Raw genomic sequence first — 24185 nt, 5'->3', positions numbered from 1 at the left:
AGGGCGGAGCCCCCGCCGCATACAATCCCCGGCTGGCCTACTGGGGTGCGTTTTGCGCCTTGGTGGGAGCCCTTCTATTTGGAGTTCCACCGTGTTCATTTCTTCTGCTTTTGCCCAAACCGCACCCGCTGCCGCTGCAGGTGGCGACATCATGTCTTCGCTCACCGGCATGTTGCCCTTGGTGTTGATGTTCGTGGTCTTGTACTTCGTGATGATTCGTCCCCAGATGAAACGTCAAAAAGAGCACAAGGCCATGATTGACGCGCTCGCCAAAGGCGACGAAGTGGCCACCGCTGGCGGCCTGTTGGGCAAAGTCAGCAAGATCGGCGACACCACGTTGGGTCTGGAGATTGCCACCGGCGTCGAAGTGCAACTGCAGCGCAGTGCGGTGGTGCAAGTGTTGCCCAAAGGCACGGTCAAGTAACCTCACTTCAAAGCGATCATGAACCGTTACCCGTTCTGGAAATACGCGATCATTTGCATCGCTTTGTTGGTGGGCTGTGTCTACACACTGCCCAACTTTTTTGGTGAAGCACCGGCGGTGCAGGTCTCGTCCGGCAAGGCCAGTGTCAAGGTCGATCAGGCGGTGCAAGAGCGTGTGCAAGAGGCGCTCAAGGCCGCAAGCATCACACCCGATGTGTTGACGCTGGAGAACGGTTCGCTCAAGGTGCGCTTTGACAACACCGACACACAGCTCAAGGCCAAAGACGCCATCCAGCATGCGTTGGTGCCCGACGCCAATGACCCCACCTATGTGGTGGCGCTCAACCTGTTGTCGCGTTCACCTGCCTGGTTGTCTGCTTTGAATGCAGCGCCCATGTACTTGGGGCTTGATTTGCGCGGGGGCGTTCACTTCATGCTGCAAGTGGACATGCCTGCTGCGCTGACCAAAAAAACCGAATCGCTGGCGGGCGACATCCGCACCACCTTGCGTGAAAAAAATGTGCGCCACAGCGGCATCGGCCGCAACGGCCAGACCATTGAGGTGCGCTTTCGTGAGATGGCCACCCTGGAGTCTGCCCAGCGCGTGATCCAAGACCAGTTTGCCGATTTGCAAACCAGCAGCGCCCCAGACGGTGCCGACTTCAAACTCAGCGCCACCATCAACCCGGTGGCGGCACGCCGCGTGCAAGAGCAGGCGATCAAACAAAACATCACCACCTTGCACAACCGCATCAACGAACTCGGTGTGGCCGAGCCGGTGATTCAGCAGCAAGGCACCGACCGCATCGTGGTGCAACTGCCTGGCGTGCAAGACACGGCCAAGGCCAAAGACATTTTGGGCCGTACCGCCACGCTGGAAATCCGCATGGTGGATGAAAGCGCCGAAGCCCGTGCGGCCGAGCTGAGCAATTCGCCCGTGCCCTTTGGCACCGAGCGTTTCTTGGAGCGCAACGGCCAAGCGGTGATCGTGAAGAAGCAGGTCATCCTGACGGGCGAGAACTTGACCGACGCGCAGCCTGGCTTTGACAGCCAGAGCCAAGAGGCGGCGGTGCACCTCACGCTCGACGCCAAGGGCGCGCGCATCTTCAAAGATGTGACCCGCGAGAGCGTGGGCAAGCGCATGGCCATCTTGCTGTTTGAAAAAGGCAAGGGCGAGGTCGTGACAGCCCCCGTGATCCGCAGCGAAATTGGCGGCGGTCGGGTGCAAATTTCGGGTCGCATGAGCACGGTCGAAGCCAACGACACCGCGCTGCTGTTGCGCGCGGGCTCGCTGGCCGCACCCATGGAGATCATCGAAGAACGCACCATTGGCCCGAGCTTGGGTGCAGAAAACATCGCCAAGGGCTTTGATTCGGTGACCTGGGGCTTTGTGGCCGTGACCGCGTTCATGTGCGTGTATTACATGTTGTTTGGCGTGATCTCCAGTGTGTCGCTGGCGGTCAACCTGTTGCTGCTGGTGGCGGTGTTGTCCATGTTGCAAGCCACCCTGACACTGCCGGGCATGGCCGCCATGGCCTTGGTGCTGGGCATGGCGATTGACGCCAACGTGCTGATCAACGAACGCGTGCGCGAAGAACTGCGCAACGGGGCGGCGCCCCAGTCGGCCATTCACGCGGGCTATGACCGCGCTTGGGCCACCATCTTGGACTCCAACGTCACCACCTTGATCGCAGGCCTGGCCTTGTTGGCTTTTGGCTCTGGCCCGGTGCGTGGGTTCGCGGTGGTGCATTGCTTGGGCATTTTGACCAGCATGTTCTCGGCGGTTTTTTTCTCACGCGGTTTGGTCAACCTTTGGTATGGCCGCCAAAAGAAATTGCAAACCGTGTCCATTGGCACGGTGTGGCGCGCATAAAAAGGAATTCAGGTGGAATTTTTCAAGATTCGCAAAGACATCCCGTTCATGAAGAACGCGATTGCGTTCAACGCGATCTCCTTCATCACCTTCCTCGCGGCGGTGTTCTTTTTGTTCAGCCGTGGCTTGCACTTGTCGGTCGAGTTCACCGGCGGCACGCTGATGGAGGTGAGCTACAGCCAAGCCGCTGACCTGAATGTGGTGCGCGACCAAATTGCCAAGCTCGGCTTGAACGATGTGCAAGTGCAAAACTTTGGCACCGCACGCGATGTGATGATCCGCATGCCCGCGGTGAAAGGCCAAAGCTCAGCCCAACAAAGCGAGCAGGTCTTGACCGCTTTGAAGGCGAGCGACGCCAATATTCAGCTGCGCCGCACCGAGTTTGTCGGTCCCCAAGTGGGCGACGAGTTGGCCATCGACGGCTTGAAAGCCCTGGCCTTCGTGGTGGTGGGCATCATGATTTATTTGGCCATGCGCTTTGAGTGGAAGTTTGCGGTGGCCGCCATCGTGGCCAACTTGCATGACGTGGTCATCATCTTGGGCTTTTTCGCCTTCTTCCAGTGGGAGTTTTCACTCCCCGTGTTGGCGGCGGTGTTGGCCGTGCTCGGTTACTCGGTCAACGAGTCGGTGGTGATTTTTGACCGGATCCGCGAGAACTTTCGCCGCTACCGCAAGATGGACACCGTGGGGGTCATTGACAACGCCATCACCTCCACCATCAGCCGCACCATCATCACCCACGGCTGCACCCAGCTGATGGTGTTGTCGATGCTGCTGTTTGGGGGCGCCACACTGCACTACTTTGCGCTGGCGCTCACGATCGGCATTTTGTTTGGCATTTACTCGTCGGTGTTTGTGGCCGCGGCCATTGCCATGTGGCTGGGCATTCGCCGTGAGGATTTGATCAAGCCCACGGGCACCAAATCGCCAGGGGACCCCGACGACGAAAACGCAGGCGCGGTGGTTTAACGCCAGCGCTCAGTGCGCCACCCGGTCGTGGTCGTCGCACAGCTCATCGAGCACCAAGGCATCGGGCTCTAGCCCGACGCTCCAATACACCATCAGCACGATGATCTTGAGGTCATCCAAAGACACAGGTTGTCCGGGCACCGCCATGGCGCGGTCCATCACGATCTCGCGCATGTGGGCCGAGAGCACGCCCGCAGACTCTAAAAAGTTGACGAACCCCAAGCACTCAGCGCCCAGGTGGTCTTGTTCGGCCACGGAATAGATGCGCAGGCTGTGGGCCGATTCGGTGTGGGCTTCGGGTGCGCTTTGGCTGATGTCGATCAGCTCGGTGTTGTGCGATGCGAGGTTCAACCCGGCCAGCCAATGCAGGGCTTGTTGGATGTCGTCTGACTCAAACCCAACGGCGCTCAGTTTGCGGCCCAGTTGTTGCAACTCAGGGCACGCATCGCCTCGCCAGTAGTTTTCATAGACGAATACGAGCACTTCAAACATGGCTTCAATATACATGGTTTTAGGGACTCGGCCATGTCAAAAGGGGGGGTGTTTGTCCGTGTCAACCGCTGGCCAGTTGCTGGAACAAGCCACCCGGCAAACGTGCCACGCGCCCTTGCAGCTCCAGGGTCAGCAGCTGCGCTTGCAGGCTGGCGGTGTCTAAGCCGCAACGTGCCTGCAGGGCGTCCAGACCGACAGGTGCAAAGCCCAGGTGTGCCAGCAAGGGTGACGCCTGTGTGTCGGCGGGTGGGGCGAGCACCCCCGACGATGGATCGTCTGCTGCACCAAGCCCCAGGCTGAGTTGGGGTGATGACAGTTGCAACTCTTCGATCACGTCTTGCGCGGTTTCCACCAGCTTGGCGCCTTGCCGAATCAAAGCATGGCAGCCGTGTGACTGCGGGGAATGGATGGAGCCCGGAATGGCCAGCACATCACGTCCTAAGTCCAAGGCCATGCGCGCGGTGATCAAGGAGCCCGACTGCAACGCCGCTTCCACCACCAAGGTGCCCAAGCCCAGGGCGGCAATGAGTCGGTTGCGTTTGGGAAAGTTGGCCGCCAAAGGGGGTGTGCCCAGCGGGTATTCGCTCAGCAAGATGCCCTGTTGGGCGATGTTGGCCGCCAGTCCTTGGTGCTGGCGCGGGTAGACCCGGTCCAGGCCTGTGCCCACCACCGCCACGGTGCGCCAGTGCGCTGGACAGCTTGTGGCTGCGCCCCGCAATGCGCCTCGGTGCGCGGCACCGTCCACCCCCAAGGCCAAACCCGACACCACGCCCAAGCCAGCCTCGCTCAGGGCCTGGCCAAATTGCTCGGCCGTTTGAGCGCCTTGCGGTGTGGGGTTGCGACTGCCCACCACCGCCACTGCGTTGCCCAGCGACGCTTCGAGTTGTCCTTGCGCGTACAGCATCAAAGGAGGGTCGGCCAGTTGCAGCAAAGCCTCTGGGTAGTGGCGGTCTCCCAAGGCCCACACGGCGTGGCCGACGCCCGGCGCGGCATGGGCCAGCCACTGCTGCGTGCGCACGCATTGCAAGGCCACGTCATGGGGCTCTTGCAACAGGGCCTGGGCTTGCTTGGGCGTGACCACGTTCGCCAGGGCCGCTGGTGGTTGCGCAAAGATGGCGTGTGGGCTGCCAAAGCAGGCCAGCAAACGCCGGGCTGCGTCGTTGCCCACGCCGTCGGTCAAGCTCAAACGCAGCCAAGCGCGCAGTTCGTGGTGGTCCATGGGTGTCTTCCAAAGTGATGGCGGCCATTCTGTGGATGTCACGCGCGGGGGTGTGTGGCTGCGGGTAGATATTTTCAAAACCGGGGACAATAGCGGCATGGCAAAACTCGACATTCTTCGATTCCCCGACCCCAAACTCCACACCGTGGCCAAGCCGGTGCAGGCGGTGGATGCACGCATCCGTACGCTGATCGCCGACATGCTCGAAACCATGTACGACGCCAATGGCATCGGCCTGGCTGCCACCCAAGTCAACGTGCATGAGCGCTTGGTGGTGATGGACGTGTCGGAAGACCGCAACCAACCGATGGTGCTGATCAACCCGCGCATCACCTGGGCCAGCGACGAACGCGTCAAAGGCGAAGAAGGCTGCTTGTCGGTGCCCGGCATTTACGACGGCGTGGAGCGTTCGACCTCGGTGAAAGTGGTGGCCCAGGACGCCGAAGGCCAGGAGCGTGAGATTGCCGCCGAAGGCTTGTTGGCCGTGTGCATCCAACACGAGATGGACCACCTGATGGGCAAGGTGTTTGTGGAATACCTCTCGCCTTTGAAGCGCAACCGCATCAAAACCAAGTTGCTCAAAGCCCTGCGCGACGACGACTGAAGGGCTCCCCATGCGCGTTATTTTTGCGGGCACGCCCGAATTTGCGGCAGTGGCATTGGCCCGCATTCAGGCGGCTGGCCACACCGTGACCTTGGTGCTGACCCAGCCCGACCGCCCGGCTGGGCGCGGCATGAAGTTGCAAGCCTCGGCGGTCAAGCAACTGGCCTTGCAACACGGTATCGCCGTGGCACAGCCACGCAGCTTGCGCTTGGATGGCAAATACCCTGACGATTCCTTGGCAGCCCAACAGGCCATTCACAGCGCCCAGGCCGACGTGATGGTGGTCGTTGCCTATGGTTTGATCTTGCCGCAGTGGGTGTTGGATGCGCCACGTCTGGGCTGCCTCAACATCCATGCTTCGCTGTTGCCGCGTTGGCGTGGCGCGGCACCGATTCACCGTGCCATTGAAGCAGGGGACACCCAGACGGGGGTGACCATCATGCAAATGGACGCGGGCTTGGACACGGGGGCGATGTTGCACATTGGCACGCTGCCCATTGCACCCGACGACACCACCGCCAGCTTGCACGACCGCTTGGCTGACCTGGGGGGCGGGCTGATTTTGCAAGTCTTGGTGCAAGCCCAAGCTGGACTACTCACGCCTTTGGCGCAACCTGAGGTGGGCGTGACCTACGCCCACAAGATCGACAAGGCCGAGGCCGCCGTGGATTGGTCGCAAGCCGCTGAGGTGGTGGCGCGGCGCGTGCGTGCGTTCAACCCGTTTCCCGGAGCCACGGGCAGCCTGGCCGGTGAAGTGGTCAAGCTGTGGCAGGCCCATGTGCAGACCCAAGTCCATGACGCCCAACCCGGCACGGTGTTGAGTGCCGATGCGCAGGGTGTGCGCATTGCCTGTGGTCAACATGTGTTGTGTGTCACCCAGCTCCAGCGTGCCGGGGGTAAGCGCTTGGACGCAGCGGATTTTTTACGTGGCTTTCCCCTCAAGCCCGGTCAATGTTTGGATGCGGTGGTGACCTGATGTTTTGGCGCAAGACGGTGCGAGAGCACCCCGAATTCAAAATTGGCATGGCCGACTTTGGGCCACAGGCTTTGGGCATCGTGGCCTGGGGCTTGATGATTGGGGTGGCCATGGTCAACTCCGGCATGGGCACTTTGCCCGCTGTGGCGATGGCGTTGCTGGTGTTTGCAGGCAGCTCGCAGCTGGCTGCTATTCCCCTCATCGTGGCGGGCGCCCCGGCTTGGGTGATTTTTGCAACGGCGTTTTGCGTCAACCTGCGCTTTGTGGTGTTCAGCTTGCACATGCGTTCGCATGTGATTCACTTGCCACGTTGGACCCGTTTGGCGGTGGGCTACTTCATCACCGACAACGGCTATGTGCTGTTCACCAAACGCTACCATGCGCCCGGTCGCAACGACGAAGAACGCTTGGCCCAGGTGGCTTATTTGGCGGGCGCCAATTCCTTGAACTGGGCCAGCTGGATGCTTTCAAGTCTGGCGGGCATTGCGCTCGCGCACAGCATTCCACCGGCGTGGGGCCTGGGTTTTGCAGGCATTTTGTGTTTGCTGGGGGTTCTGTGCTCGTTGGCCAGTTCGCGCCTGCGCATGCTCGCTGCGTTGGTGGCAGGCGTTACCGCGGTGTGTGTGTACCACTTGCCGCTGCGCCTGAACATCGTCACCGCCATCGCGGTGGCGGTGCTGGTGTGCATGACCGCCGAGCGGTTCAAACCCTTGCCAACGACAGGAGCTCAGGCATGAGTGGCGCAGACATGTGGACCTTGGCTGTGATCGTCGGCTTGGCCGTGGTGACCGTGGTGGCGCGCAGTTTTTTCTTCATTTCTGACACCGCTTGGCAGTTGCCGCGCTGGGCCCAGCGCGGCTTGCAGTTCGCGCCCATCGCCGCCCTGTCTGCCGTGGTGGTGCCAGAGGTGGTGATGAGCCATGGCGCCTTGATCACCACCTGGCAAGACGCCCGTTTGTTTGCCGCCGCAGCGGGCGTGGCGGTCTATGTTGCCAAGCGCAATGTGCTGTTGACCATCGTGCTGGGCATGGCGGTGTACCTGCCCATGCACCTGGGATTGGGCTGGTAAAGACCTGCTGCACACGGGCGTGCAGCGCTTTCTCAGTGGGCCTTCAAGCCTTTGAGCGCCTCTGCGGCGTTGGGGCCGGTTTGTGCATCGGCAATGTATTGCCGAATGATGTCTTCAAAGTTCTTCTCTGCCACCAGTCCCAGGGCGTTGGCGCGTTTGGCCGTGGTGGCTTTGGCCCAGCGCGAGACGATGCCGATGATGGCCTCGTCGGGCTGAAAACGCACCCGCGCGCGCACCTCGGGGCCGGCCACCGCTTCCAGGGCGTCGAGCATTTGCTGCACGCTCACATTCAGGCCGGGCAGGTTCAGGGCGGTGCGGCCGCCATAGGCCTCGCGGCTGCACTCAAACACTGCGATCAAACCTTCGACCGTGGCGCGGGGCGACGAGACCGAATGTGTGAGGGTGGGCGGTACCGGGCAGATGGCCTCAAGGCCCGCCAGCGGTTCGCGGATGATGCCGCTGAAAAACGACGAGGCGGCCCCATTGGGTTTGCCCGGTCGCGTGGTGACGGTCATCAGGCGTGCGCTGCGGCCATCGATGAAGCCTTTGCGGGTGTAGTCGGCCACCAGGTGTTCGCAGATGTGTTTGTGGATGCCATAGGAGGTTTGTGGTGTGCACAAGGTGTCGTCGTGCACCACGTCGGGCAGCGGCACAGCGTCGTCGGGCCCAAACACGGCGATGGAGCTAGAGAACACCAAGCGGGTGGGTGCTGCGCCGGCTTGTTGCACCCGTGCGCGCAAGGCGTCGAGCAGGGCGCGGGTGCTGTCGAGGTTGGAGCGCAGGCCGAGGTCAAAGTCGGTTTCGCATTCGCCCGAGACGGCTGAGGCGAGGTGAAAAACACCGTCGACCGGCTCATGGTGCAGCGCTTGGCAATGGTCGAGCAAGGGGCCTGTTTTCACCCGCACGCGGGGGTCGGCCACCAAGTCGGCCGGGGGGACAACTTGGTCGGCCAACACCAGTTCAGTGATGGGCTGAAGGGCCAGTTGACCGCGAGCCAGCAAGGTGCGGGCAAGTCGGGCGCCCAAGAATCCGGCGCCGCCGGTGATGAGTAAACGCATGGGGTGTCTCCAGAAATTCGGGTGTTGTCGATCAGCCGCGCACAAACAGCGTGACCAGTTCATCGGCGCCGACCTGGCGGCTCCAGTGGCCATGCACGGCAGGGTCAAAGGTGGCGCCTGCGGGCAGCACATCGGCCGAATAAAAGTGCTGGCCTGGGCCAAAAAGGCGCGAGCTGCCGTCTTGCAAGCCGATCTCCATTTGGCCTTCCAATACAAACAACCACTGGGGGTTTTCGGTGCAGTGAAATTCACTGCGAAAGCCCACCGGACTGCGGCGCAGTTGATAGCCGCCGCTGGTCATCAACGGTGACAAGCGGGCCTGGGGCTTGCCTTCGCTCAGGCTGAGGGTTTCGGTGCGAAAGCGGGCGCGGCCGTCGCTGTCGGTGAAAAGAATGGTTTTTTCAAAAGTGCTCATGACGCCACTTTAGCGTGAGTGACAGCTGGGCCTGGGCGCTCGCGAGACAATGGCGTTTTTCACACAAGGAAGAACACACCATGCGCAAAGTTGCCGTCGTCACAGGAGCGAGTTCTGGCATTGGAAAGGCCTGTGCCTTGGCCTTGCTGAGCGAAGGTTGGGATGTGGTGCTGGTGGGCCGTCGCGCTGACGCCTTGCAGGCCACCGTGCAAGAAGCAGGCGCCAACGCTGCGCGTGCACATGCCGTGCCAGCCGATGTCGGACAAGAAGACTCGGTGGCCGCCTTGTTTGACACCGTGCGTGAGCGCTTTGGCCGCATCGATTTGCTGTTCAACAACGCGGGCATCTTTTTGCCCAGCACCTTGCCAGGGGACATCTCGGCATCCGATTGGCGCCGTGCGGTGGACATCAACTTCAACGGTGCGTTCTTTTGCTTGTCACAGGCGTTCAAGCTCATGCAAACCCAAACCCCACAGGGTGGGCGCATCATCAACAACGGCTCGATTTCGTCGCACGCGCCGCGTCCGGGCTCGATCCCCTACACCGCCACCAAGCACGCCATCACCGGCTTGACCAAAGCGGCTGCGCTGGATGGCCGTGCCTTTGACATTGCCGTGGGCCAAATTGACATTGGCAACGTGGCCACCGACATGACCGAGCGCATGGCCAGCGGCGTGCTGCAAGCCGACGGCAGTGTGCGACCCGAAGCGCGCATGGACATGTCGGCCGTGGTCGACACCTTCATGGCCATGGCGCGTTTGCCACTCACCGCCAATGTGCTGTTCATGACGGTGATGGCCACCAAGATGCCGTTTGTGGGTCGCGGGTGAAACCTGGCTGCAAGCCTGCACTTTTAAAATGGATTGTTACCTTCAACCTATTGCTTTCCCATGAACGTCATTCGCTTTTCTGATTTGTGCGCCAGCGGCCAAGCCCGTGGCCAACGTGTCTTCATCCGCGCCGACCTCAACGTGCCGCAAGACGCGCACGGTGCCATCACCGAAGACACCCGCATCCGCGCGTCGGTGCCGTGCATTCAGATGGCCCTGGACGCTGGCGCCGCCGTGATGGTGACCAGCCATTTGGGCCGACCCACCGAGGGCGAGTTCAAACCCGCCGATTCGCTGGCCCCTGTGGCCCAGCGTCTGGGTGAGTTGATGGGTCGCGAGGTGCCCCTGGTCTCCAACTGGGTCGATGGCGTGTCCGTGGCCCCGGGCCAGTTGGTGATGCTGGAGAACTGCCGCGTCAACACAGGCGAGAAAAAGAACGCCCCTGAGTTGGCCCACAAACTCGCTGCCTTGTGCGACATTTTTGTGCACGACGCGTTTGGCACCGCCCACCGCGCCGAAGGCTCCACCTACGGCATTGCCCAGTTTGCACCCATCGCCTGTGCGGGGCCCTTGTTGGCGGCAGAGATGGACGCCATCAGCCAAGCCTTGGCCAACCCCAAGCGTCCTTTGGCGGCCATCGTGGCGGGTAGCAAGGTGTCTACCAAACTCACCATTTTGAAGAGCCTCGCCAACAACGTGGACCAACTCATTGTGGGTGGCGGTATTGCCAACACCTTCATGTTGGCGGCGGGTTTGAAGATTGGCAAAAGCTTGGCAGAGCCCGATTTGTTGGCCGAGGCCCAAGCCGTGATCGAGATCATGAAAGCCCGTGGCGCCGAAGTGCCCATCCCCACCGACGTGGTGTGCGCCAAAACCTTTGCCGCCGACGCGGTGGCCACCGTGAAGAAAGCCACCGAGGTGGCCGATGACGATTTGATTTTGGACATCGGCCCCGAGACGGCAGCCAAATTGGCCACGCAGCTCAAGGCCGCTGGCACCATCGTCTGGAACGGCCCGGTGGGCGTGTTTGAGTTTGCCGCGTTTGAGAACGGCACCAAGGTGATTGCCCAGGCCATTGCCGAGTCCAGCGCCTTCAGCATTGCGGGCGGTGGCGACACCTTGGCCGCCATTGCCAAATACGGCATCGAAAAACAAGTGGGCTACATCTCCACCGGGGGCGGCGCTTTCTTGGAAGTGCTCGAAGGCAAGACCTTGCCTGCGTTTGAAATATTGACCCGTCGCGCGGCGGGGTGAGTCCTTTTCACCAAGCGCAAGCAAACCCAAACAACTGCCGACTCATCTTGTCTTGGCTGACCGACATCCAGCCAGCGGCCGTGGGCAGTGACTTGATGGCAGGGCCATTGCCCATTTTGTTGGGATGGCTGGTGGCGCTGAGGGTTTTGTATTTGCCCTCGGCGCAGTCGTACTCGATGTAAGACTTGACCGATTGCTGCCCGGTGGTGTCGGGACTTTTCAAGTCGTAGACCACCCAGATGCGGCGGTTTTGGTTGATGCGGGCAATGGACGACGAGTCCACATACACCGTGGCCACTTCGTTTTGTGTGACGGTGACCCACATGGCGTGCGAGGCTGCACAGGCCAGCACACTTAAAAACACAACAAGACGTTTCATGGGGGTCAAGCGAACAAGAAAAAGCCCCGCAAATTCTGGTGAGCTTGCGGGGCTGTTGGTGTTGGGTGCTTAAGCTGCCTTCATGGCGCGAGGGCTGGTGGCTTTGCCGGCGTAGTCGGTCCAGCTGTCTTGCTTGAAGTCATACAGCTTGCAGTCGCGCGCGGTTTGGAAGTACCAACCCCACGAGAAGGGCTGAACGATGATGCGCTCGGGCAGCAACTCTTCCAGCTTGCTCTGTGCTTGTTTGAGCTTGTACAGAGGAATGCTCATGTCCAAGTGGTGGGCTGTGTGCTCCATGATGTGGTGCATCAAGGCGCCAATGTTCAATGGGAAGGTCAAGTGCACGGTGGTGGACACAAAGGGTGACGCCTTGGACCAACCCGTGCGCTCTTCGTGCCAAGACACGTCCACATGGGTGTGATGGACGTACACCACAAAGCCGATCATGCTGACCCAGAAGAAGAAGGGGACGACAACGCCCATCAGCAAAATGAAGCCGACCGACTGGTCGGTCGCCAGTGCGGCACCCACCATGGCCGCCACCCAAGCCAAGCCAAACGCGGTGATCAGCAGGCAGTCTTTCATGAAAATGGGGCGACGCGTGGGCATGTTCTTTTCGTTGGGGAACACCATCTTGTTCCACCAAATCTCGATCATGTAGTACAGGCCGGGTGCCCAACCGCTGCGATACACCCGGTCTTTGAGCTGTTCCCACTTGCTCAGGGCCGCGAATTCTTCAGGGGTGCAAGGCGCCCACACGAAGTCGAAGTTCTTGAGGTTGGTGTAGCCGTGGTGCACCACGTTGTGGCCGATGTCCCACAGGCTGTAAGCGGTCAACGAGGGCAAGAAAGCCATACGCCCCAGCCATTTGTTGAGGCTGCGGTGCGGTGTCAGGCTTTGGTGGCAAGCGTCATGCCCAATGATGAACAGGCGGCCAATCACAAACCCGGCTGCGCATCCGCTCAGAAGTTTGGCCCACCAAGACGCCAGCAGCACCGTGCCGGCCAGCAGGGCGCCCCACAGCGCATAGTCGACCACCAACAGCACGATCGCCAGCAAGGTGGTGCGCTCGGCCAAAGGAATGAGCCACTCGCGCATGACTTTGCGGTGTGGCATGGGCTCGTGGGGAAGAATGGGTTTTTGCGTCAGGTTCATGGTCAACAGTCAAACGAGGCGACCCACAATGGGCGGCTCATGAAAGATCTTAGGTTGGCAGAGCGATCAAGCACTGATGTGTATCAAATCGCGGTCAATTATCCCTTTTTGCGACCCGAAGTTTGTAATGGCTGTTTTAGCCTCAGTTGCCACAGGGAGAACAGCCGCGCCTGGCCACCAGTTCGACTACTTTGGGGGGCTTTCAAGATGCCATTCGCAGGGTCAACAGAAAGGGTGTGGCGCATTCAATACATGTGAGAATTGCCGAAATATTCTTCAGGAGACTTTGCATGATGACCCGCGCCACCAAAATCGTCGCCACCCTAGGCCCGGCCTCCAGCGACCCTGATTTGTTGGAGCGAATGATCCGCGCCGGTGTCGACGTGGTCCGCTTGAACTTCAGCCACGGCAAAGCCCAAGACCACATCGAGCGTGCGCGGCTGGTGCGTGAAGCGGCGCACCGCGCCGGCCGTGAAGTGGCGATCATGGCGGATTTGCAAGGTCCCAAAATCCGCGTTGGCAAGTTTGCCGAGGGCAAAGTGATGCTGGAAAACGGCACCAAGTTCGTCCTCGACGCGTCACGCACCGAGCCGGGTGACCTGCAAGGCGTGGGTTTGGACTACAAAGAACTGCCGCGCGATGTCAAACCAGGCGACCTGCTCTTGCTCAACGACGGCTTGATCGTCTTGACCGTAGATGCCGTCAAAGGAGAACAAGTACACACCACCGTCAAGTTGGGTGGTGAGCTGTCCAACAACAAAGGCATCAACAAACAAGGCGGCGGCTTGACCGCACCCGCCTTGACCGCCAAGGACATGGACGACATCAAGACCGCCATGAGCTTTCAGGCCGACTACATCGCGGTCAGTTTCCCGAAAAACGCCACCGACATGGAAATGGCCCGTCAACTGGCCAACGTGGCAGGTGCTGAATACAAACACAAGCCCGGCTTGATTGCCAAGATTGAGCGTGCCGAAGCGATTCCACATTTGGAAGAAATTTTGCGTGCCAGTGACGGCATCATGGTGGCCCGTGGCGATTTGGCCGTGGAAGTGGGCAACGCCATCGTCCCAGCCCTGCAAAAACGCATGATTAAGTTGGCTCGCGAACATGACAAGGTGGTGATCACGGCCACCCAGATGATGGAGAGCATGATCACCAACCCCGTGCCCACGCGCGCCGAGGTGAGCGATGTGGCCAACGCGGTGCTCGACGGCACCGATGCGGTGATGCTCAGCGCCGAGACCGCTGCTGGCAAATTCCCCCTTGAGACCGTGCAGGAGATGGCCAAAATTTGCAGTGCGGCCGAAGGGGCCGAAGAGGTTGAGCTTGACGCCGACTTCACCGGGCAGACTTTCACCCGCATCGACTACAGCATCGCCATGGGTGCCATGTTCACGGCGCATCACATGGGCGCCAAGGCCATCGTGGCCTTGACCGAGTCTGGCTCCACCGCGCTGTGGATGAGCCGCCACCGCATCCACATTCCCATCTATGCGCTCACCACCAAAGTGGCCGCGCAACGCAAGATGGCCTTGTTTCGCAACGTCAGCGCCTTGTTGATGGACACCAGCGCCGACCGCGACACCGCCCTGCTGCAAGCCGAGGCTCACCTCAAGTCGCGTGGCGACGTGGCCACGGGCGATGTATACGCCATCACCTGCGGCGAACCGATGGGCACACCGGGCGGCACCAACATGCTCAAAATTTGCAAAGTCAGCTGACCCCCGTTGTCAGGCTGGCGCCAAACCGGGGCCTCTAAAATTCGCCCCAGCGATACAGATTTAACTTCAAGGACTTTTTGATATGGCACTCGTTTCGATGCGCGAACTTTTGGACCACGCTGCAGAGCAGGGTTATGGCATTCCAGCTTTCAACGTCAACAACTTGGAACAAGTCCAAGCCGTGATGGAGGCCGCCCAAGAAACCGGCTCGCCCGTGATCTTGCAGGCCAGTGCGGGTGCGCGCAAATACGCGGGTGAGTCGTTCATCAAGCATTTGATCCAAGCCGCCACCGAAGCCTACCCCCACATTCCTTTGGTCATGCACCAAGACCACGGCACCTCGCCCAAGATTTGCCAAGGCGCGCTCGACCTGGGCTTTGGTTCGGTCATGATGGACGGCTCTTTGCGCGAAGACGGCAAAACCCCGGCTGACTTTGATTACAACGTGTCGGTGACCCAGCAGGTGGTGGCCATGGCCCACAAGATTGGCGCCACGGTGGAGGGCGAACTCGGCTGCTTGGGCTCGCTCGAAACCGGCGAAGCGGGCGAAGAAGACGGTGTGGGCGCGGTGGGCAAACTGGACCACAGCCAAATGCTGACCGACCCTGAAGAAGCGGCGCAATTTGTCAAAGCCACGCAACTGGACGCCTTGGCCATCGCCATTGGCACCAGCCACGGCGCTTACAAATTCACCCGCCCACCCACAGGCGATGTGTTGGCCATCAGCCGCGTCAAAGCCATCCATGCCCGCATTCCCAACACCCACTTGGTGATGCATGGCTCAAGCAGCGTGCCGCAAGACCTGCTGGCGTTGATCAACCAGTTCGGCGGCAAGATGAAAGAAACCTACGGTGTGCCGGTGGCAGAAATTCAAGAAGCCATCAAGCACGGCGTGCGCAAAATCAACATCGACACCGACATCCGTTTGGCCATGACCGGTGCTGTGCGCAAGTTCCAAGCTGAAAACCCCGACAAATTCGACATGCGCGAGTGGATGAAGCCTGCCCGCGAAGCTGCCAAGGCGATTTGCAAGCAGCGCTACATCGAGTTCGGTTGCGAAGGCCAAGGCAGCAAAATCAAGGGCATCACACTGGCCATCATGGCTGCCAAGTACACCCAAGGCGAGTTGGCGCAACTGGTCAAATGAGTATCGCGCTCCACACCACTGCCTTGACCTCACTGCCCTTGCTGGCGCGCGGCAAGGTGCGCGACAACTACGCTGTGGGCGATGACCGCATTTTGATGGTGGCGTCCGACCGCATCAGCGCTTTTGACGTCATCATGGGCGAGCCCATTCCGGGCAAAGGCGTGTTGTTGACCCAAATGGCCTTGTTCTGGTTTGGCAAGCTGGGCCACATTTGCCCCAACCACCTGACCGGCGAAGCCCCTGAAAGCGTCGTGACCCCTGACGAGGTGGACCAAGTGCAAGGCCGCTCCATGCTGGTCAAGCGCTTGAGGCCTATCCCTGTGGAAGCCGTGGTGCGCGGTTACTTGGCGGGCAGCGGCTGGCAAGAGTACCAACAGAGCCAGTCGGTGTGCGGCGTGCCCCTGCCCAAGGGCCTGAAGAACGCCAGCCAACTGCCCGAGCCGATCTTCACCCCAGCCGCCAAAGCGGCGGTGGGCGAGCACGACGAGAACATCACGTTTGACCAAGTGGTCGACATCGTGGGCAGTGCGTTGGCCGAAAAAATCCGCACCGTGAGCATCGCCTTGTACGAGACCGCACGCGATGTGGCGGCGGCCAAGGGCATCATCATTGCCGACACCAAGTTTGAATTTGGCTTGGACGCCAATGGCAACTTGGTGCTCATGGACGAGGTGCTCACGCCCGACTCGTCACGCTACTGGCCGGCGGACAGCTACCAAGCAGGCATCAACCCCCCGAGCTACGACAAGCAGTTTTTGCGCGACTGGCTGGAGACTGCCCAAGTGCAGGGCAAGCCTTGGAGCAAGTCCCCCCCGGCACCGCACTTGCCGCAAGAGGTGATTGCCCAAACCGCCGCCAAATACCAAGAGGCTTGGGAGCGGTTGAAAGACTGACCCTGGCTCCCTAAGGAGCCAAGGGTTTCAGTTCAACGCCATGCTGAGCTTGCGGCGGTAACGCGACACCAACTCGGCCTGCGGGTCTTCTTGCACCGCGCCTTTGCCCGTGAGCTCAATGCCGCCTGCGGTTTTGCCGAAAGCCGCGTCGTCTGCTTTGGCTTTGGGCGGCGTCATCAGCTCCAAAATGGCCACATAGGTCTTGCGTGCCACATCCTCGTTCCAGGTTTTGTCGCGCATGATGATCTCGAGCAACTCTTCCATCGCCGCTTCCATCTGGCCCGCAGCCACCAGCACGCGGGCTTTGGCCAAACGGGTGTCGAAGTCCCGTTTGTTTTGCGCAATCTGGGCATCGAACTGTTCTAAGGTCCAGCCACCGCGCGCGTCGGTGCTGACAAACTGCAAGGCTTTCAACCAGTAATTCAGGGCGTCAAAGCGCAGTTGCAGCGGGATCTGCACCAGCATGGGTGCCAGCGCGGCTTGCGCCTCCTCCAAATCGCCCACAGCGATCAGCAGCTTGGCAAAGTTGTAGCGCGCTTCGTCGTCAGCCGGGTTGAGCGCCAAGGCTTCTTGCAGTTTGGCCAGCGCCGCGTCGGTATCACCGGCTTGCATCAGTTCTTCGGCAGCTTGGGTGTCGGCCTCTGCCGCTAAGGCGCCTTCCGAGGGCAGGTGCTTGTCCAGAAATTCGCGCACCTTGCCCTCGGGCAACGCGCCCATGAAGCCGTCCACAGGCCTGCCGCCCATCAGCAAAATGCAGGTCGGTAGGCTCTTGACGCCAAAAGCGCCAGCGAGTTGCTGCTCGGTGTCGGCATTGACCTTGACCAGCTTGAAACGCCCGTTGTAGGCGGTTTCTAGCTTTTCCAGCACGGGGCCGAGGGACTTGCAGGGGCCGCACCAGTCGGCCCAAAAATCCACCAACACCGGCGTGGTCTGTGAAGCCGCAATCACATCGGCTTCGAAATTCTCTATGGTCACATCGATCATGGGGGTCCCGTCTTAAAATTCGTCTTTCGCTCACACCAAGCCACATCATGACCCAGTGCCAAGTTGGCGTCGTCATGGGTTCCAATTCCGATTGGGACACCATGCAACACGCAGCCCAGATTCTCCAAGAATTTGGCATCCCCTTTGAAACCCGCGTGGTTTCGGCGCATCGCATGCCCGACGACATGTTTGCCTATGCCGAAAGCGCCCAGGGCCGAGGCTTGCGCGCCATCATCGCGGGGGCCGGTGGTGCTGCCCATTTACCGGGCATGCTGGCGGCCAAAACCATCGTGCCCGTGTTGGGTGTGCCGGTGGCGAGCAAACATTTGCAAGGCGTGGATTCGTTGCACAGCATCGTGCAAATGCCCAAGGGCATTCCGGTGGCCACCTTTGCCATTGGCAACGCGGGTGCGGCCAACGCGGCTTTGTTTGCCGTGGCCTTGCTGGCGTCGGGCGACGCGGCCTTGACAGCCAAGTTGCAGGCTTTTCGCGTGGCGCAGACCGAAGTTGCCCGCCACATGACCTTGCCTTCCCACGTATGAGCACACGGCTCAAGCCTTTGTTGCCCGGTGCCACGCTGGGGGTGTTGGGCGGTGGCCAGCTCGGGCGGATGTTTGTCCATGTGGCCCAACGCATGGGCTACCACACGGCCGTGCTGGACCCCGATGCCCAAAGCCCCGCGGGTTGTGTGAGCCACCACCACATCTGCACCGACTACCTCGACCCCCAGGGCCTGGCGCAACTGGCGAGCCTGTGTCAGGCGGTGACCACCGAGTTTGAAAACGTCCCCGCCGATGCGCTGGCGCAACTCGCGGTCACGTTGCCCGTGTCACCCAGCGCGCACGCCGTGGCCATTGCGCAAGACCGGGCGCGTGAGAAAGCCCACTTTGTGCAATGCGGCGTGCCAGTGGCCCCGTATGCGGTGATCGACAACGCAGCGCAATTGGCGGCGGTGCCCGACAGTTTGTTGCCCGGCATTTTGAAAACCTCCCGCATGGGCTACGACGGCAAAGGCCAACTGCGCGTGACCACCCGCGACGAGTTGAATGCGGGCTGGGCCAGTTTGGGCCATGTGCCCTGCGTGCTGGAAAAAATGTTGCCCCTCGCTGCCGAGTGCTCGGTCATCGTGGCGCGTGGCCGTGATGGTTCTTGTGTCCACTTGCCGATCCAGCGCAACCTGCACCGCGGCGGCATTTTGGCCGTCACCGAGGTGTGGGCGGGCAACGTCTCTGAAGCACTGGCGCAACAGACCGTGGCCGCTGCGCAGGCTGTGGCCCAAGAGCTCAATTACGTGGGCGTGTTGTGTGTTGAGTTTTTTGTGCTGGCCGACGGCGCCTTGGTGGTCAACGAAATTGCGCCGCGCCCCCACAACAGCGGGCATTACAGCCAAGACGCGTGTGATGTGTCGCAGTTTGAATTGCAAGTGCGTTGCATGGCCGACTTGCCCCTGACCCAGCCGCGCCAACACAGCCCGGCCATCATGCTCAACCTCTTGGGGGACCTGTGGTTCCCTCAACAATTGGGTTCTGACCCCCATTGTTCTGACGCAACCGAGCCACCCTGGGCTGACGTGCTGGCCTTGCCGGGCACGCACCTGCATTTGTATGGCAAGCGCGAGGCCCGCATGGGCCGCAAGATGGGCCACCTCAACATCACGGCTGCCACGCCACAGGCCGCACGTGCGGTGGCTTTGCAAGCGGCTGCCATGTTGGGCATTGCCGCCTTTTAAGCGCTGACCGTCGACGGATTGTTCTTCACACCTTATTTCCCATGATTCTTGACGGTCAGTCCCCTCAGTCCATCGCTGCCGCGGCCCAAGCCTTGCAGCGCGGCGAATTGTTGGGTTTGCCCACCGAGACGGTGTACGGCTTGGCTGCCGATGCCTGCCATGAGGCGGCCGTGGCCAAAATCTTTGCCGCCAAGGGACGCCCCAGCGACCATCCGCTCATCGTGCATGTGGCCAGTGCCGAGGGCGTGGCCCACTTTGCCCGCGAGCTGCCTGACTTTGCGGCCCGCTTGATCCAAGCCTTCTGGCCTGGGCCTTTGACCTTGATCTTGCCGCGCCGCTCAGGGGTGGCAGCGGCGGCGGCCGGCGGACAAGATTCGGTGGGCCTGCGCTGCCCTTCTCATCCTGTGGCGCAGGCGGTGCTGCGCCAAGCCGAACGCTTGGGCGTGTACGGCGTTGCAGCACCCAGCGCCAATGTGTTTGGCCGCGTCAGCCCCACCACAGCGGCGCATGTGGCCAGTGAATTCGGTGCTGATGTGTTGGTTTTGGATGGCGGCGCGTGTGAGGTGGGCATTGAGTCGACCATCGTCGACTGCACCCGTGGTGAGCCCGTGGTGCTGCGCCCTGGCATTTTGACGCCACAACAGCTGGGCCTGGCTTGCGGGCGCAGCGTGCAAACCACGGCCGACTTGCTTGGGGCCAAGGATTCTCAGGCCCCACGGGCTTCGGGCACCATGGCCTCGCACTACGCCCCACGTGCGCACGTTCGGCTCATCGATGCGCTCAACTTTGCAGCCGAACTCCATGGCTGGGCGCAACTCAGCCCGGCCAAGGCCACCTTGGCGCTGTGGATCGGCCAGCCGATGGCGCTGCCCGAGTCCTGCAGGCACCGCGTACAGCAGCAGGTGATGCCGCAGGATGCAGCGGCTTGTGCCCACGACTTGTTTGCCCAGCTGCGTGTGTTTGATGCGCAGGCCGTGTCCGAAATTTGGATCCAAAACCCACCCGCCGATCCTGCATGGGACGGTGTGCGTGACCGGCTGACGCGCGCTGCCACGCCGGTTCGTTAAACTCGCAAAATACTCAACGAGAGCCTTTGATGATTCACTTTTCTGTCCAACGTCTGATCGGCGTCTGTGCCCTGGCCCTGGCGGGTCTGCTGGCGGGTTGCGGCGGTGCCAGCAGCACGGTCAATCCTTTGCAGGCCTCGCGTGTGGTGGCCTTTGGTGATGCGCTCAGTGACGTGGGCAATGGCAGTTTGACCAGCTTGAATGGGCGCTACACCATCAATGGGGGCGTCAGCGGCGATGTCAGCAGCTTGGTGACGCCCACCACCGTGGCAGAATCCTTGGCCAGTGTGTATGGCTTGTGGTCCACGGCCCCCGTGAAGGCGCTCATCACTGGCGCCAACCAAAACATTCCCAGCTCCGGCAAATTGGTGAGTTATGCCGTGGGCAACTCCATGATCAATCCCAGTGCCAGTGTGCTGTCGGGTGACGCAGCGGGCACCTACCGGGATGGCTTGGGCGGAACCGACGCCACCTTGAGCCAACAAGTTCAGCAGTTCATCACCTATGACGGAGGCCCCAAAGAAAACGACTTGATCGTCGTCACCGCAGGCACCCGTGATTTGTTGTCATTGGCGGTGCGGTATTTGGGCAGCACGGGAACCACCAAATTGGCCGACGAAACCACGTCTTGGACGCCCACCACCAACTTGGTCGCGAAATTGGGCGGCGCCTTGACCAAAGAGCAGGTTTTTACCCGATTGGACGCCACCACCGCCGAGTTGGTGGCGCAAGTGGACAAACTCATTGCAGCGGGCGCCAAGCATGTGGTGGTGCTCGAACCCATGAACTTGTCTCGCACGCCCTGGGGCTTGTCTTTAGACACCGCGTCCGTGTCTTTTTTGCGCTCACTGAGCTACGACACAGACACCAGTTGCATCAAAGGTAACAACCAGAACTCCCTGCATTGCAAGCTCACCATTGCGCTGAGCAGCAAATACCCGCCGACGGTCTATGGCCAGAAAATTTTGGCGGTTGACTTGTCGCAATTCATCAACCTGATCTCTGGCACGACACTCACTGGCAATGCCAACACCTACGTGTCGTATTTCAGCCAATGGCCGGCGAACCCCGCGTGCTTGGTGGTGCCACCCATCGCGACGCCTTTGACCACCCGCACTTGGGACGTCTCCAGCTTGGCCTCCTCCTACACCAGCGGCTGTGACGCCACCACCAACGGATGGGTTGATACCAGCTTCACCGGCTTCATGTTTGCCGACAACCTGAACCTCAGCCCCCAAGGCAATTTGCTGCTGGGCAGCTACATCTACAACAGCAACATGTACCGCGCGGCCTGGCGCTGACGCGTTCCGGTGCTTGGGGCTAAGGGCCAAACCGCCAGCGCATCCACAAAATGCTCGCGGCCAAGCCCAAGGTGATGGCGTTGGCCATCACCACGGGCCAAGCCTGAATCAACACGCCGTACACAAGCCACAGCGCCACGCCCAGCGTGAACGTGCTGTACATCCCCAAAGAAATGCCGCTGACATCGCGCGTTTTAAAAGTCAACCAAGCTTGCGGCACAAAACTCGCGGTGGTCAAAAAAGCGGCCACATAGCCCATCCAATCTATCCAAGTCATGGCAGGTCCTCAAGGGGTTTGTGCCGCCCACTCGACCAAGGCGTCTAAGGCCGGTCGAGCCGCATGGGCATTGGGGTGGTTGAGGATGGCCACCAGCACCCAGCGTTTGCCACTGGCGGTGTCCACATAACCTGCCATGCCGGCCACATCGCGCAGGCTACCGGTTTTCAAATGCGCCACCGCTTGCGCTTTGCTGCGTTTCAAGGTGCCGTCCAAGCCGGTGATGGGCAATGAGCTCATGAGCTCAGACATGCCAGGCGAGGCCCAGGCCACTTGCAGCAAGCGCCCCAAGCTGTGCGCCGTGATGCGCTCTTCGCGGCTCAGGCCCGAGCCGTTGTCCAGCACCGGCGCTTCGCCGCCCACACGGTCGCGCCACCAGCTTTGCACCACATCACGCGAGGCGTCCAAGCTGCCCACACCACGCTGCTGCTGACTCAAGGTCAGAAACAGCTGCTGGGCCATCACGTTGTTGCTGAACTTGTTGATGTCGCGGATGGTTTCCGACAGGGCCGCCGACTCCACGCTGAAAGCGGGCTGCAGCTTGGCCGGCACCACACCGTCACGCACTGTGCCCATGAGCTGTCCGCCCAGGTGCTGCCACATGCCCAACACCGCGCGGGCGGCAAATTGCGTCGGCGCGCTGTAGGCCACAGGCCATATTTTTTCGCCGCAGGCCGCTGGGAAATTGCCCCCAAATTGGATGCGCGAAGGGTCGGACCAATCGGCTTTGAGGCTGGCACGGTAATCGGTGCAGGCCTCGCCAGACAATGGCACGCTGGCGGGCAGTTGCACCCCGGCCAGCGGCGGCTCCATGTGGACACGCGCCACCTGGGCCGCGCGGTCTGGCACAAACTGAATCAGCAGGGATTTGAAGTTGAGCAGCAGCGCGTCCGGTGCCGCGTTGTAGGGTCGCAGTGGTTCGCCATCAAAGCCGCCGGCGTCGCGCGGTGCAAGGTCAAACGCGCTGTGGTCAAGCACGATGTCGCCCTGAATTCTTTGAATCCCCAAGCTTTGCACCCGGCGCAGCAACAACCACAAACGCTCCACCACCAAGCGGGGGTCGCCGCTGCCGCGCAAGTACACATGGCCTTGCAAGGTGCCATCGCGCACCACGCCGTCCACATACACCGGCGTGCGCCAGACAAACGCTGGGCTCAGCAAGTCCAGCGCCGCGGTGGTGGTGACCAGTTTCATCAGCGAGGCTGGGTTGACCTGGGTGTGGGCCGACCAACTCAAGCGTGCAGGCGAACCCAAGGCGGTGTCGAGCACCACCACATGCAAGGCTTCCCGGGGCACCTTGGCGCGCAACAAGGCCGCCAGCACGTCGGGTGGCAATTGGCCCACGTCTGCTGAAGGCGATTCAGGCTTGGCGGCCGTTGGTGCGGGGGGGTGTTTGGATGCTTTTTTCGCGGCTTGGGGCTGTGCCCACGCCACACCCCAAGGCGCGGCCAAGCACGTGGCCAACACCACAGCCAGCACAGAGTCGCGTGAACAGGTCATGGGCAAATTATGTCTGCCCGGATAATCACCCCCATGCCTCGCCAACCACCACCTACGCACAACTGGCTCGCCATAGAGACCAGCACCGACAGCCTGTCGCTGGCATTGGCATGCGGCGCCCCGCTGTGGTCGCACACCAGTGCAGGAGGAGCCCAAGCCTCGGTGCAAGCCTTGCCCCAAATTCAAGCTTTGATGGCGCAAGCCGGCCTGCACTATGCCGATCTGGATGCGGTGGTTTTTGGCCGTGGTCCGGGCGCTTTCACGGGCTTGCGTACCGCCTGTTCGGTGGCGCAAGGCCTGGCTTTTGGTGCCGATGTGCCCGTGTTGCCCATCGACACCTTGCTGGCGCTGGCGGAAGAGGCGCGCCACACGGTGTCGTTGGCAGACACCTCAGATGTGCCAACTACCCACGAGGGCGTGCGCGTGTTGTCGGTGCTGGATGCGCGCATGGACCAGGTGTACGTGGCGGCTTACGAGCACGCGCAAGGCGCATGGCGTTGCGTGCAGGAAGCCGCCTTGCAAAGCCCCGAAGGCTTGGCATGGCCCTCACATTGGTGCGAGGGTGTGCCCTTCATCGCGGCCGGCAACGCGTGGGCCACGTATGCCGGGCGTTGGCCCACTGCGTTAAGGGCCCTGCAGGTGCAGGCCGTGCCCACGGCCTTGGCTTTGTTGCGCTTGGCTCCGCTGGCCTGGGCTGCGGGTTTGGCGGTGCCTGCTGAGCAAGCCTTGCCGCTGTACATCCGAGACAAAGTGGCGCAAACCACCCAAGAGCGCGAACAGGCCAAGCAGCTGGCGCTGGCCACCGACGTTCCCTTGGCGCGCGCGCCGTGATCGACAATGCATTCCT

26 protein-coding genes are annotated in these 24185 nt (G+C 61.2%); 17 read left to right on the top strand and 9 right to left on the bottom strand.

From position 1 onward, the window contains the following. Positions 1–91 precede the first annotated feature (91 nt). The 3 genes from yajC to secF are packed head-to-tail and all read left to right on the top strand — an operon-like array spanning position 92 to position 3265. On the top strand, positions 92–424 hold the full coding sequence (gene yajC / locus ACKWJN_RS03310; RefSeq protein ID WP_408594487.1) for a preprotein translocase subunit YajC: 333 nt from the start codon (positions 92–94) through the stop codon (positions 422–424). Between the two features lie 18 nt (positions 425–442). Continuing rightward, positions 443–2296 (top strand): protein translocase subunit SecD, encoded by a 1854-nt coding sequence (secD, locus tag ACKWJN_RS03305; RefSeq protein WP_408594485.1) that lies wholly within the window; start codon positions 443–445, stop codon positions 2294–2296. 12 nt (positions 2297–2308) lie between these two features. Beyond that, the gene (gene secF, locus ACKWJN_RS03300) at positions 2309–3265 is read left to right on the top strand and encodes a protein translocase subunit SecF (RefSeq protein ID WP_408594483.1); all 957 of its coding nucleotides are present in this window, start codon (positions 2309–2311) and stop codon (positions 3263–3265) included. A 9-nt stretch (positions 3266–3274) separates the two neighbouring features. On the opposite strand, the gene ACKWJN_RS03295 is transcribed toward secF, so the two are convergent. Together ACKWJN_RS03295 and dprA are read right to left on the bottom strand one after the other, a co-directional pair. Then, positions 3275–3757: a DUF494 family protein gene (locus tag ACKWJN_RS03295; RefSeq protein WP_408594481.1), complete on the bottom strand. Its 483-nt coding sequence runs from the start codon at positions 3755–3757 to the stop codon at positions 3275–3277. A gap of 61 nt (positions 3758–3818) precedes the next feature. Beyond that, complete coding sequence (dprA, locus tag ACKWJN_RS03290; RefSeq protein ID WP_408594479.1) at positions 3819–4976, bottom strand: DNA-processing protein DprA; 1158 nt, start codon at positions 4974–4976, stop codon at positions 3819–3821. Positions 4977–5073: 97 nt separating this feature from the next. On the opposite strand from dprA, the gene def reads away from it, so the two are divergent. From def to ACKWJN_RS03270, 4 genes are read left to right on the top strand one after another with little or no spacing between them, the layout of a single operon-like run. Then, positions 5074–5580 carry a peptide deformylase gene (gene def, locus ACKWJN_RS03285; protein ID WP_408594477.1) on the top strand — a complete coding sequence of 169 codons (507 nt, stop codon included), beginning with the start codon at positions 5074–5076 and terminating at the stop codon, positions 5578–5580. A gap of 10 nt (positions 5581–5590) precedes the next feature. Beyond that, positions 5591–6556, top strand: a complete 966-nt coding sequence (fmt, locus tag ACKWJN_RS03280) for a methionyl-tRNA formyltransferase (RefSeq protein ID WP_408594475.1) — start codon at positions 5591–5593, stop codon at positions 6554–6556. Continuing rightward, the gene (locus ACKWJN_RS03275; RefSeq protein ID WP_408594473.1) at positions 6556–7293 is read left to right on the top strand and encodes an AzlC family ABC transporter permease; all 738 of its coding nucleotides are present in this window, start codon (positions 6556–6558) and stop codon (positions 7291–7293) included. The genes fmt and ACKWJN_RS03275 overlap by 1 nt, the downstream gene beginning before the upstream one ends. Beyond that, on the top strand, positions 7290–7625 hold the full coding sequence (locus ACKWJN_RS03270) for an AzlD domain-containing protein (RefSeq protein ID WP_408594472.1): 336 nt from the start codon (positions 7290–7292) through the stop codon (positions 7623–7625). The genes ACKWJN_RS03275 and ACKWJN_RS03270 overlap by 4 nt, the downstream gene beginning before the upstream one ends. 32 nt (positions 7626–7657) lie before the next feature. On the opposite strand, the gene denD is transcribed toward ACKWJN_RS03270, so the two are convergent. Together denD and ACKWJN_RS03260 are read right to left on the bottom strand one after the other, a co-directional pair. After that, on the bottom strand, positions 7658–8683 hold the full coding sequence (denD, locus tag ACKWJN_RS03265) for a D-erythronate dehydrogenase (RefSeq protein WP_408594470.1): 1026 nt from the start codon (positions 8681–8683) through the stop codon (positions 7658–7660). Positions 8684–8714: 31 nt separating this feature from the next. After that, a complete protein-coding gene (locus ACKWJN_RS03260) occupies positions 8715–9098 on the bottom strand; it encodes a hypothetical protein (RefSeq protein WP_408594468.1) in 384 nt (127 codons plus the stop codon). Positions 9099–9178: 80 nt separating this feature from the next. Here ACKWJN_RS03260 and ACKWJN_RS03255 point away from each other — a divergent pair, with 80 nt between their 5' ends. Continuing rightward, the gene (locus tag ACKWJN_RS03255; RefSeq protein WP_408594466.1) at positions 9179–9928 is read left to right on the top strand and encodes an SDR family oxidoreductase; all 750 of its coding nucleotides are present in this window, start codon (positions 9179–9181) and stop codon (positions 9926–9928) included. Positions 9929–9988: 60 nt separating this feature from the next. Then, positions 9989–11182 (top strand): phosphoglycerate kinase, encoded by a 1194-nt coding sequence (locus tag ACKWJN_RS03250; RefSeq protein WP_408594464.1) that lies wholly within the window; start codon positions 9989–9991, stop codon positions 11180–11182. A gap of 7 nt (positions 11183–11189) precedes the next feature. Here the strand turns inward: ACKWJN_RS03250 and ACKWJN_RS03245 are convergent, their stop codons facing one another. Together ACKWJN_RS03245 and ACKWJN_RS03240 are read right to left on the bottom strand one after the other, a co-directional pair. Then, a complete protein-coding gene (locus tag ACKWJN_RS03245) occupies positions 11190–11561 on the bottom strand; it encodes a surface-adhesin E family protein (RefSeq protein WP_408594462.1) in 372 nt (123 codons plus the stop codon). Between the two features lie 69 nt (positions 11562–11630). After that, positions 11631–12716 carry a fatty acid desaturase gene (locus ACKWJN_RS03240; protein WP_408594460.1) on the bottom strand — a complete coding sequence of 362 codons (1086 nt, stop codon included), beginning with the start codon at positions 12714–12716 and terminating at the stop codon, positions 11631–11633. A gap of 290 nt (positions 12717–13006) precedes the next feature. Here ACKWJN_RS03240 and pyk point away from each other — a divergent pair, with 290 nt between their 5' ends. The 3 genes from pyk (at position 13007) to ACKWJN_RS03225 (ending at position 16480) form a co-directional block, all read left to right on the top strand. Further along, positions 13007–14440 carry a pyruvate kinase gene (gene pyk / locus ACKWJN_RS03235; RefSeq protein ID WP_408594458.1) on the top strand — a complete coding sequence of 478 codons (1434 nt, stop codon included), beginning with the start codon at positions 13007–13009 and terminating at the stop codon, positions 14438–14440. A gap of 82 nt (positions 14441–14522) precedes the next feature. Further along, positions 14523–15587: a class II fructose-bisphosphate aldolase gene (gene fba / locus ACKWJN_RS03230; protein WP_408594457.1), complete on the top strand. Its 1065-nt coding sequence runs from the start codon at positions 14523–14525 to the stop codon at positions 15585–15587. Further along, entirely contained in the window at positions 15584–16480 is an 897-nt protein-coding gene (locus tag ACKWJN_RS03225; RefSeq protein WP_408594455.1) for a phosphoribosylaminoimidazolesuccinocarboxamide synthase, read from the top strand. Before fba ends, ACKWJN_RS03225 begins: the two co-directional genes overlap by 4 nt. Positions 16481–16507: 27 nt before the next feature. Here ACKWJN_RS03225 and trxA read toward each other — a convergent pair whose 3' ends face one another. After that, the gene (trxA, locus tag ACKWJN_RS03220) at positions 16508–17464 is read right to left on the bottom strand and encodes a thioredoxin (protein WP_408594453.1); all 957 of its coding nucleotides are present in this window, start codon (positions 17462–17464) and stop codon (positions 16508–16510) included. Between the two features lie 47 nt (positions 17465–17511). On the opposite strand from trxA, the gene purE reads away from it, so the two are divergent. Genes purE through ACKWJN_RS03200 form a run of 4 tightly spaced genes read left to right on the top strand, consistent with a single transcriptional unit; the run spans position 17512 to position 21561 of the window. Continuing rightward, positions 17512–18006, top strand: coding sequence for a 5-(carboxyamino)imidazole ribonucleotide mutase (gene purE, locus ACKWJN_RS03215; protein WP_408594451.1), 495 nt, complete (start codon positions 17512–17514; stop codon positions 18004–18006). Continuing rightward, positions 18003–19193, top strand: coding sequence for a 5-(carboxyamino)imidazole ribonucleotide synthase (locus ACKWJN_RS03210; protein WP_408594449.1), 1191 nt, complete (start codon positions 18003–18005; stop codon positions 19191–19193). Before purE ends, ACKWJN_RS03210 begins: the two co-directional genes overlap by 4 nt. 41 nt (positions 19194–19234) lie before the next feature. Continuing rightward, the gene (locus tag ACKWJN_RS03205) at positions 19235–20260 is read left to right on the top strand and encodes an L-threonylcarbamoyladenylate synthase (protein WP_408594447.1); all 1026 of its coding nucleotides are present in this window, start codon (positions 19235–19237) and stop codon (positions 20258–20260) included. 29 nt (positions 20261–20289) lie between these two features. Further along, positions 20290–21561 carry a hypothetical protein gene (locus ACKWJN_RS03200; RefSeq protein ID WP_408594445.1) on the top strand — a complete coding sequence of 424 codons (1272 nt, stop codon included), beginning with the start codon at positions 20290–20292 and terminating at the stop codon, positions 21559–21561. A 19-nt stretch (positions 21562–21580) separates the two neighbouring features. Here ACKWJN_RS03200 and ACKWJN_RS03195 read toward each other — a convergent pair whose 3' ends face one another. Together ACKWJN_RS03195 and dacB are read right to left on the bottom strand one after the other, a co-directional pair. Further along, positions 21581–21838, bottom strand: coding sequence for a SemiSWEET transporter (locus ACKWJN_RS03195; protein WP_408594443.1), 258 nt, complete (start codon positions 21836–21838; stop codon positions 21581–21583). Between the two features lie 9 nt (positions 21839–21847). Continuing rightward, positions 21848–23338 (bottom strand): D-alanyl-D-alanine carboxypeptidase/D-alanyl-D-alanine-endopeptidase, encoded by a 1491-nt coding sequence (dacB, locus tag ACKWJN_RS03190; protein WP_408594441.1) that lies wholly within the window; start codon positions 23336–23338, stop codon positions 21848–21850. Between the two features lie 33 nt (positions 23339–23371). Between dacB and tsaB the strand changes: the two genes are divergently transcribed. Next, a complete protein-coding gene (gene tsaB, locus ACKWJN_RS03185) occupies positions 23372–24169 on the top strand; it encodes a tRNA (adenosine(37)-N6)-threonylcarbamoyltransferase complex dimerization subunit type 1 TsaB (protein ID WP_408594439.1) in 798 nt (265 codons plus the stop codon). The last annotated feature ends 16 nt before the right edge of the window (positions 24170–24185 follow it).

Origin of the sequence: Limnohabitans sp. (genome assembly GCF_046052825.1) — a bacterium.
In the GTDB taxonomy this organism is placed as follows: domain Bacteria; phylum Pseudomonadota; class Gammaproteobacteria; order Burkholderiales; family Burkholderiaceae_C; genus Limnohabitans.
The sequence above is the reverse complement of the archived record's forward strand: the minus strand, read 5'-3'. Positions and strand labels throughout refer to the sequence as shown.

Coding starts and splice junctions, on each gene's coding strand:
- secD (WP_408594485.1), top strand. CDS start 443: ATGAACCGTTACCCGTTCTGGAAATACGCGATCATTTGCATCGCTTTG.
- ACKWJN_RS03295 (WP_408594481.1), bottom strand. CDS start 3,757: ATGTTTGAAGTGCTCGTATTCGTCTATGAAAACTACTGGCGAGGCGAT.
- dprA (WP_408594479.1), bottom strand. CDS start 4,976: ATGGACCACCACGAACTGCGCGCTTGGCTGCGTTTGAGCTTGACCGAC.
- def (WP_408594477.1), top strand. CDS start 5,074: ATGGCAAAACTCGACATTCTTCGATTCCCCGACCCCAAACTCCACACC.
- fmt (WP_408594475.1), top strand. CDS start 5,591: ATGCGCGTTATTTTTGCGGGCACGCCCGAATTTGCGGCAGTGGCATTG.
- ACKWJN_RS03275 (WP_408594473.1), top strand. CDS start 6,556: ATGTTTTGGCGCAAGACGGTGCGAGAGCACCCCGAATTCAAAATTGGC.
- ACKWJN_RS03270 (WP_408594472.1), top strand. CDS start 7,290: ATGAGTGGCGCAGACATGTGGACCTTGGCTGTGATCGTCGGCTTGGCC.
- denD (WP_408594470.1), bottom strand. CDS start 8,683: ATGCGTTTACTCATCACCGGCGGCGCCGGATTCTTGGGCGCCCGACTT.
- ACKWJN_RS03260 (WP_408594468.1), bottom strand. CDS start 9,098: ATGAGCACTTTTGAAAAAACCATTCTTTTCACCGACAGCGACGGCCGC.
- ACKWJN_RS03255 (WP_408594466.1), top strand. CDS start 9,179: ATGCGCAAAGTTGCCGTCGTCACAGGAGCGAGTTCTGGCATTGGAAAG.
- ACKWJN_RS03250 (WP_408594464.1), top strand. CDS start 9,989: ATGAACGTCATTCGCTTTTCTGATTTGTGCGCCAGCGGCCAAGCCCGT.
- ACKWJN_RS03245 (WP_408594462.1), bottom strand. CDS start 11,561: ATGAAACGTCTTGTTGTGTTTTTAAGTGTGCTGGCCTGTGCAGCCTCG.
- ACKWJN_RS03240 (WP_408594460.1), bottom strand. CDS start 12,716: ATGAACCTGACGCAAAAACCCATTCTTCCCCACGAGCCCATGCCACAC.
- pyk (WP_408594458.1), top strand. CDS start 13,007: ATGATGACCCGCGCCACCAAAATCGTCGCCACCCTAGGCCCGGCCTCC.
- fba (WP_408594457.1), top strand. CDS start 14,523: ATGGCACTCGTTTCGATGCGCGAACTTTTGGACCACGCTGCAGAGCAG.
- ACKWJN_RS03225 (WP_408594455.1), top strand. CDS start 15,584: ATGAGTATCGCGCTCCACACCACTGCCTTGACCTCACTGCCCTTGCTG.
- trxA (WP_408594453.1), bottom strand. CDS start 17,464: ATGATCGATGTGACCATAGAGAATTTCGAAGCCGATGTGATTGCGGCT.
- purE (WP_408594451.1), top strand. CDS start 17,512: ATGACCCAGTGCCAAGTTGGCGTCGTCATGGGTTCCAATTCCGATTGG.
- ACKWJN_RS03210 (WP_408594449.1), top strand. CDS start 18,003: ATGAGCACACGGCTCAAGCCTTTGTTGCCCGGTGCCACGCTGGGGGTG.
- ACKWJN_RS03205 (WP_408594447.1), top strand. CDS start 19,235: ATGATTCTTGACGGTCAGTCCCCTCAGTCCATCGCTGCCGCGGCCCAA.
- ACKWJN_RS03200 (WP_408594445.1), top strand. CDS start 20,290: ATGATTCACTTTTCTGTCCAACGTCTGATCGGCGTCTGTGCCCTGGCC.
- ACKWJN_RS03195 (WP_408594443.1), bottom strand. CDS start 21,838: ATGACTTGGATAGATTGGATGGGCTATGTGGCCGCTTTTTTGACCACC.
- dacB (WP_408594441.1), bottom strand. CDS start 23,338: ATGACCTGTTCACGCGACTCTGTGCTGGCTGTGGTGTTGGCCACGTGC.
- tsaB (WP_408594439.1), top strand. CDS start 23,372: ATGCCTCGCCAACCACCACCTACGCACAACTGGCTCGCCATAGAGACC.